Origin of the sequence: Candidatus Enterococcus willemsii, assembly GCF_009933335.1 — a bacterium.
Classification (GTDB): Bacteria; Bacillota; Bacilli; order Lactobacillales; family Enterococcaceae; genus Enterococcus_F; species Enterococcus_F willemsii.
Window position 1 is genome coordinate 1 of the sequence record NZ_MAEL01000028.1, and the last position, 6,622, is coordinate 6,622.

The 6,622-nt window shown below is 37.0% G+C and carries 7 protein-coding genes; all 7 read left to right on the forward strand.

The features are described 5' to 3' along the window. The first annotated feature begins 313 nt into the window (after positions 1 to 313). From BAU17_RS03930 to BAU17_RS03960, 7 genes are read left to right on the forward strand one after another with little or no spacing between them, the layout of a single operon-like run. Positions 314 to 1,168: a substrate-binding periplasmic protein gene (locus tag BAU17_RS03930; protein ID WP_161901519.1), complete on the forward strand. Its 855-nt coding sequence runs from the start codon at positions 314 to 316 to the stop codon at positions 1,166 to 1,168. 52 nt (positions 1,169 to 1,220) lie between these two features. Continuing rightward, positions 1,221 to 2,243 (forward strand): lipoate--protein ligase, encoded by a 1,023-nt coding sequence (locus BAU17_RS03935; protein ID WP_161901520.1) that lies wholly within the window; start codon positions 1,221 to 1,223, stop codon positions 2,241 to 2,243. A gap of 13 nt (positions 2,244 to 2,256) precedes the next feature. Continuing rightward, positions 2,257 to 3,618, forward strand: coding sequence for a class-II fumarase/aspartase family protein (locus BAU17_RS03940; RefSeq protein WP_161901521.1), 1,362 nt, complete (start codon positions 2,257 to 2,259; stop codon positions 3,616 to 3,618). A gap of 12 nt (positions 3,619 to 3,630) precedes the next feature. Further along, positions 3,631 to 3,957 carry a glycine cleavage system H family protein gene (locus BAU17_RS03945; protein ID WP_161901522.1) on the forward strand — a complete coding sequence of 109 codons (327 nt, stop codon included), beginning with the start codon at positions 3,631 to 3,633 and terminating at the stop codon, positions 3,955 to 3,957. Between the two features lie 12 nt (positions 3,958 to 3,969). Next, positions 3,970 to 4,629: an amino acid ABC transporter permease gene (locus BAU17_RS03950; RefSeq protein WP_161901523.1), complete on the forward strand. Its 660-nt coding sequence runs from the start codon at positions 3,970 to 3,972 to the stop codon at positions 4,627 to 4,629. A 10-nt stretch (positions 4,630 to 4,639) separates the two neighbouring features. Next, positions 4,640 to 5,392: an amino acid ABC transporter ATP-binding protein gene (locus BAU17_RS03955; protein WP_161901524.1), complete on the forward strand. Its 753-nt coding sequence runs from the start codon at positions 4,640 to 4,642 to the stop codon at positions 5,390 to 5,392. Next, entirely contained in the window at positions 5,385 to 6,275 is an 891-nt protein-coding gene (locus BAU17_RS03960; RefSeq protein WP_161901525.1) for a glutathione binding-like protein, read from the forward strand. The genes BAU17_RS03955 and BAU17_RS03960 overlap by 8 nt, the downstream gene beginning before the upstream one ends. Positions 6,276 to 6,622 lie beyond the last annotated feature (347 nt).

Consider the following 6,622-nt stretch of genomic DNA (forward strand, 5'->3'; position numbering starts at 1 on the left):
ACGCAAAATTGCGCAAATGGCACAAGCATTAGCAAGTCTAGAAACATTAATTACAAAATAAAGAAAAAAAGTGTTGGGAAGGAATTCTCAGCACTTTTTTAAAACTAATCTTTTAAAAGACTTTTTAAAGGTCGATATATCTGTATAGAAAACAGAATGAAAAATAATACAGTTTTTTTTGTGTTTCAAACAGTTGGATAATGTTGAAACAAAGTAAATTCCTTCATATTATTGACAATTTAGATTCCTGCTGTATTATATTCAATAAAATAAATAAAACAGATTTTTAATCTGTATTACTTAGGAGGAAGAAATGAAAAAAAGTGTAAAAAGTTGCTTAGCAATGGTTGGATTGGTTTCTTTATTCGCTTTATCTGCTTGTCAAAGCGGACAAACAGATAGCAGTAGTAGCAGTGATGTGAAAGTTGAAGAAAAAGATACAAGTCTTTCAGATGTACAAAAAGCTAAAGTTCTACGATTTGGAATCACTGGTGGTTATCCACCAAGCAATTACCATGATGAAAAGACAGAAGAATTAGTTGGATATGAAGTGGAGATTGCCAAAGAACTCGTGAAAGATTTAGATGGCGATATTGAAGCAGAATTTGTTGAAATGCCATTTAGTGCCATTTTAGAAAGTTTGGATACTGATCGAATTGACGTTGCTATGCACAGCTTGAGTAAAACACCTGAACGTGAAGAGAAATACGATTTTACCGTACCTTACTTTGATAAAGTATGGGGAATTATTGTGGCGGAAGATAGTGATATTCACACATTAGAAGACCTAAATGGGAAGCGTGCCGCTCAAAGCGTCTCAACATCTACAGGTCAAGCAGCGGAAGACTTAGGTGGAACAATTGTCCCAATTGAAACAGTTGATGAAGCTGTGAAGTTGATTATGCAAGGTCGTGCCGATTTTTATTTAGGTAGTGATGTGGGTCAACAAGATTACTTGAATAAACAGCCGGAAAAATTACCTGTACGTGTGCTAGAAGAAACAGTTCAAGATGTACCAGCATCAATTGTTTTACCAAAAGGTTCTGATGCCTTGCGCGAAGCATTGAATGCCTCAATTATCGCGAATACAGAAGATGGTACCATGAAAGAAATCTACGAAAAATATCTAGGTTTCGATAAATCAATTCAAGATTTTTCAGAAGAATAACAAGTGAGCGAGAAATTTTTCTCGCTTATTTGACTATCTAGGAGGAGAGCCTGTGTATTTACTCAATCAAATGCGAGAGGGCAAAGAAGTACGTGATGCGCGTTACAACTATGCCATTTCTAGTTATCTAATCAATGAATCACCAGTGGATGAACCGATTATGCGTTTTTACATCAATCAACCAGCAGTCATCATTGGTAAAAATCAGAATGCTTTTGCAGAAGTAGACAGTAACTATTTGGATGCAAAAGATATTCAGTTGGTTCGTCGTTCATCCGGCGGTGGGGCAGTTTATCATGATGAAGGTACTCTTATCTACGGTTTCAACGGTCCTGCCGATAATGGCTCCTATCAAGATTTTTCTCGTTTTACGCAACCAATTATTCAAGCTTTGAAAAAGTTAGGAGTAACTAAAGCGACATTTGGTGGTCGAAATGATTTATTAATTGGTGAAAAGAAATTTTCTGGTACATCAATGCTAGTCACCGATCGAAAAGTGATTGTTGGGGGCACTTTGTTATTAGATGTGGACTATGATACCTTAGAAAAGGTACTTACACCTAATAAGAAAAAGTTGGTAGCCAAAGGAGTCAAGTCAGTCAAAAGTCGGGTCACAGCATTGCGTCCGCATTTAGCAGCTGAATTTCGGGACATTAGTATCGAAGATTTTCGTCAATTACTTATTCAAGAAGTGTTTCAAGTTCAAAACATATCAGACATTCCATCCTATTCGTTTTCTAACGAGCAATGGGCAAGAATTGATGAAATTGTGAAAGAGAAATTTGGTAACTGGGAATGGAATTTTGGTCATTCAGGGAAAATGAATTATCAACGAGATCATCGTTTTCCATTTGGTACAATGGAATTTCAGTTAGCGGTAAATAAAGGTGTGATTGAAAATTGTATGATTTACGGCGATTTTTTTGCATCGGGAAATGTAACAGAAATCGAACAAGCCCTAATTGGTACAACACTATCAAAAGAGGCAATTGTTGCTGCTTTAGAGTCATTTGATTTGGCGAATTATTTTGGTCCAGTCAGCGTGGATGAAATAGCAAGTGTCATTCTAAGTTAAGGAGGAAAAGAATATGGGGTCAGGAGCATTAGGGCTACAAACAATGCAAAATGAATTTTCAACAGCTCGTATGCGTGCTGTTTGGAATGATGAAGAACGTTTGCGTAAAATTTGTTTGGTTGAGCGTACCGTGGCGCAAGTGCAGGCCGAGCAAGGAATGATTCCAACTGAAGCTGCTCAAAAGATTCAGGAAATTTGTCGTTATGAAAGCATTCATATGCGTAAATTATATGTTTCAGCAGCTAAAGCCGGGCATTTTTTAGCAGGTTTTGTGCAATATATGAAAGGTTTACTTGGTAAAGAAGGCGAGTTTATACATTATGGGATGGCCTCTCAAGATATTTTAGATACCGCTATGATGTTGCAATTGCGTGATGCGCATCAGATTGTTGTCGAATCATTACGAAAAATTGGTCGTGAGTTAGTTCGAATTGCGACTGAGCATAAGCATACAGTAGCGGTCGGAAGAGGGCATGGCGGACACTCACCTTCAACAACAATTGGTTTTCGTGCAGTTGTTATATTAAATGAATTGGATCGCTATTTGACACGCTTGCAAGAAGTAGAGTCGTTTATTTTTACAGGTGTCATCGGTGGTGTAGTCGGAACTCAAGCCGCATTAGGTCAACAAGGTGCGGTAATTGAAGCAGAGGTGTTACAACGATTGAATTTATCGGTACCTGAAGTTTATTGGCACACCCAACGTGATCGTTTTGTCGAATATGGTCATATTATGACGATGGTTAGTGGTATGTTACAAAAATTAGGTCAAGATTTATTTGACTTAAGTCGTGGTGAAATTCAAGAATATGCGGAGCCGTATTTCGAAGGTCGCCAAGCATCGACTGTTTTACCTACTAAACGGAATCCGTATTTATGTGAGGCAGTGGTTAATTTAGGCAATTTGGTGCAGAATCAAATGAGTTTGCTTTATCAAGCGCAACGTGTGATGCACGAAAAAGATACCATTGCTTGGCGGAATATCTGGGTTGCCTTACCTGAGATGTGTATGTATCTATCTGCACAGCTTAATTACAGTTATACTTTATTGCATCAAGGAACGTTTCAACTTGATCAAATTGAAAAGAATTTGTATTTAGACGGCGGAATGAAGATGTCTGAGCGGCTCATGATGGCGTTAGCACCACATATAGGAAAGCAAAGCGCACATCAACTAATGTATGAAATTGCCAATCAAGCAAGAATAGATCAGGTAACATTTAATGAAGCGGTCAGTCAGAACGAACGTATACAACAGTACTATACGAGCGATGAATTAGCCCAGCTACTTGATCCACATACGTATATTGGAGCAGCTGTTGAAAAAACTGAACATATTTTGAAGTTATTTGCACAACGTCACCCGGAAATTTAGGAGGAAGAAAAAATGAAAAAAGAATACAATCAATTATGGATTGAAAAAAATGAAGAAGGATACACCATTGGTCTTACCCCAGAATTACAAGATGATTTAGGAGATGTGAATTTTGCGGATATTGCAGAAGTAGGCAGCATTCAAGCAGGAGATGTGTTGGCAGAAGTAGAAGCATCAAAAACAATTGTGGCGCTTAGTGCACCTTTAAGCGGGACTATCGTACAACGTAACGAAAAAACCGAAGATGACCCAAGTATCTTAAATTCAACGGATGCGAAGAAGCATTGGTTAGTGGTAATGAAGGATGTTTCGGATACTGCTTGGGAACAATTAGGTTAAAGGAGCTATCACGTGGAACGATTATTGCTGATTTTTCAAGAGTCATTTATTAAGATCTTAGAAGCAGGTATCCGAGTAACAATTCCACTGGCATTCTTTTCTTTTCTAGTTGGGATTGTGTTGGCTGTTTTAGTGGCTTGTGCACGGTTATCATCCAATTCTATTTTACAAAAATTCGCTGCTTTTTACGTGTGGATTATTCGAGGAACACCTTTACTTGTTCAGTTGTATATTATTTATTTTGGCTTACCGAGTATCGGAATCTTATTTGATCCATGGCCCGCAGGAATTTTTGCTTTTGCGGTAAACTTCGCAGCTTATGCATCAGAATCCATTCGAGGCGCAATTACCTCCGTTCCGAAAGGACAAATTGAAGCCGCTGAATCTTTAGGCATGAGTAGCTCGCAAGTGTTTTTACGCATTGTGTTACCCCAAGCTGTCCGTGTCGCTATTCCAGCCTTAATGGGGAATTTTATTTCTTTAGTCAAACAAACATCGCTTGCTTCGACAGTCACAATTATGGATTTAATGTTGACTGCAAATCGATATGTGAGTCGTTATTATGAAACGATGTTGATTTATTTAGAAGTTGCCGTCATCTACTTATTATTTACAACAATCTTAACTTGGTTGCAACATAAAGTAGAAAAACATTTTTCTATGTACGTATAAGGAGAAGCTAATGAAATTAATCTTACAAAATATAAGCAAACTATTCGATAACCAACCTGTTTTAAAAGATATTTCAGTGGATTTCACTCAAGGGGAAACGACCGTCATCTTAGGTCCTTCTGGTTCCGGAAAATCAACCTTACTGCGTTGTATAAATTTGCTTGAGTTGCCAGAACAAGGCATCCTTGAACTAAATCACTTATCCTTAGATTTTACCCAAACGATCCATAAAAAAACCAAACAAGAAGTACGCAAAAATACAGCAATGGTCTTTCAAAATTTTAATTTATTTTCCCATCTGACGGCTATCGAAAATGTCATGGAAGGCCCCATCACTGTCTTAAAAAAAGAGAAGGAACTAGCGAGACAACAAGCACAAGAATTATTGGATATGGTCGGGTTAGCTGATAAATATGATAGTTACCCTTCGCGATTATCTGGTGGTCAACAGCAACGAGTGGCGATTGCCAGGGCTCTAGCAATGGAACCAGCTTATTTATTATTTGATGAACCAACATCCGCACTTGATCCTGAACTAGAAATTGAAGTGTTACGTGTCTTGCGACGTTTAGCACATGCGGATTTATCGATGATTTTAGTAACGCACAATATTGATTTTGCTCGTTTAGTAGCCGATCGTATTTTATTTTTAGAAGATGGTGGCATTTTATTTGATGGTACAACCAAAAACTTTTTCGAAAGTGATAATCCACGGATTCAGCGTTTTATTCATTCGTTAAAATTGGAGGAAGAAGATGTCTGAATTACTAAAGGAGCTCGAAACAAATAAAGAAGAATATGGCCGAGTCAAACATGTGAAAGCACATGATGCATATTATTCTATACCGTTTGACAATCTGCCATTAGAAAAAAATCGTTATACACTCATTTGGTTACCTGCTTGTCCTCGTGCACAACGTGTAGCAACGACCGTTCAGTTATTAGGATTGACAGAGTGGATTGATACGATTGAACTAGCACCACGTCGGCTAGATAATTGGGAATTTAGCCAACCTTTTGAGGGTCATCACGACTTAACCTCGCTTTTTTCTGAAAGAAAAGATGCGATTCAACCATGTTTATATGATAAACAACATAAATCTATCATAACAAATGACCAATATAATTTAAGTACGCTATTTGCAACCTATTGGTTACAAGCCAGTGGTTTCGATAGTTATCCTGTACACAAACGTCCAACAATCGATCGAATGAGTGGATTTATTTTCAAAACAATCAATGTTCAAATTTACCGTGCAGGTCATGAAGAAAATCGAGTAATAAAAAAACAAGAAGAAACAAAATTAGCACAAACCTTCCAATTATTGAACCAACATTTGTCTGATTCTCATTTTTTGTTAGGAGAACAATTGACAGATGCGGATTTACGCTTGTTTCCTAGCCTTATTCGTTGTCCGATTTACGAGAAACAATTCAATTTACTTTGTTGTCGGCTAGAGAAATATCCTCACCTATTACGCTATGTGCAAGAACTTTATCAACTACCAAGTCTGAAACAAACAACGAAACTTGAGCAAATTGTTGACACACATTTTCGTTCACCGCATAATTTACAAAAATTTGGCGATGATTATTCTGACGAAACCGTAAGTTCAATTTATCGAAAGCTATTAACTACTAAGTGAATGTGTAGAATAGAACGAAATAAAAGAGTCCGTGAAAAAATCATTTTTTCACGGACTCTTTTATGTAATTGTGTTACTATCAAGCATCTCTCCCTCTGCTAATGATAGAACTAATTCACTAATTTTTTGACTAATAGGATATAATGTGATATTATTCACTTAATAGGAATGGATTTTCGAACATTATTTTGCTATAAGAGTGCCTCGTTAAAAAACAGTCACTGGAATGTCAAATATGACACGCAACCGTACTTATTGTTAATGAAATGTTATTTGTAAAAACCATTAGAATACTTTAGTATAATATTAAATGACAATGAAGATGCTTTTATCAAATTATTTAAGTG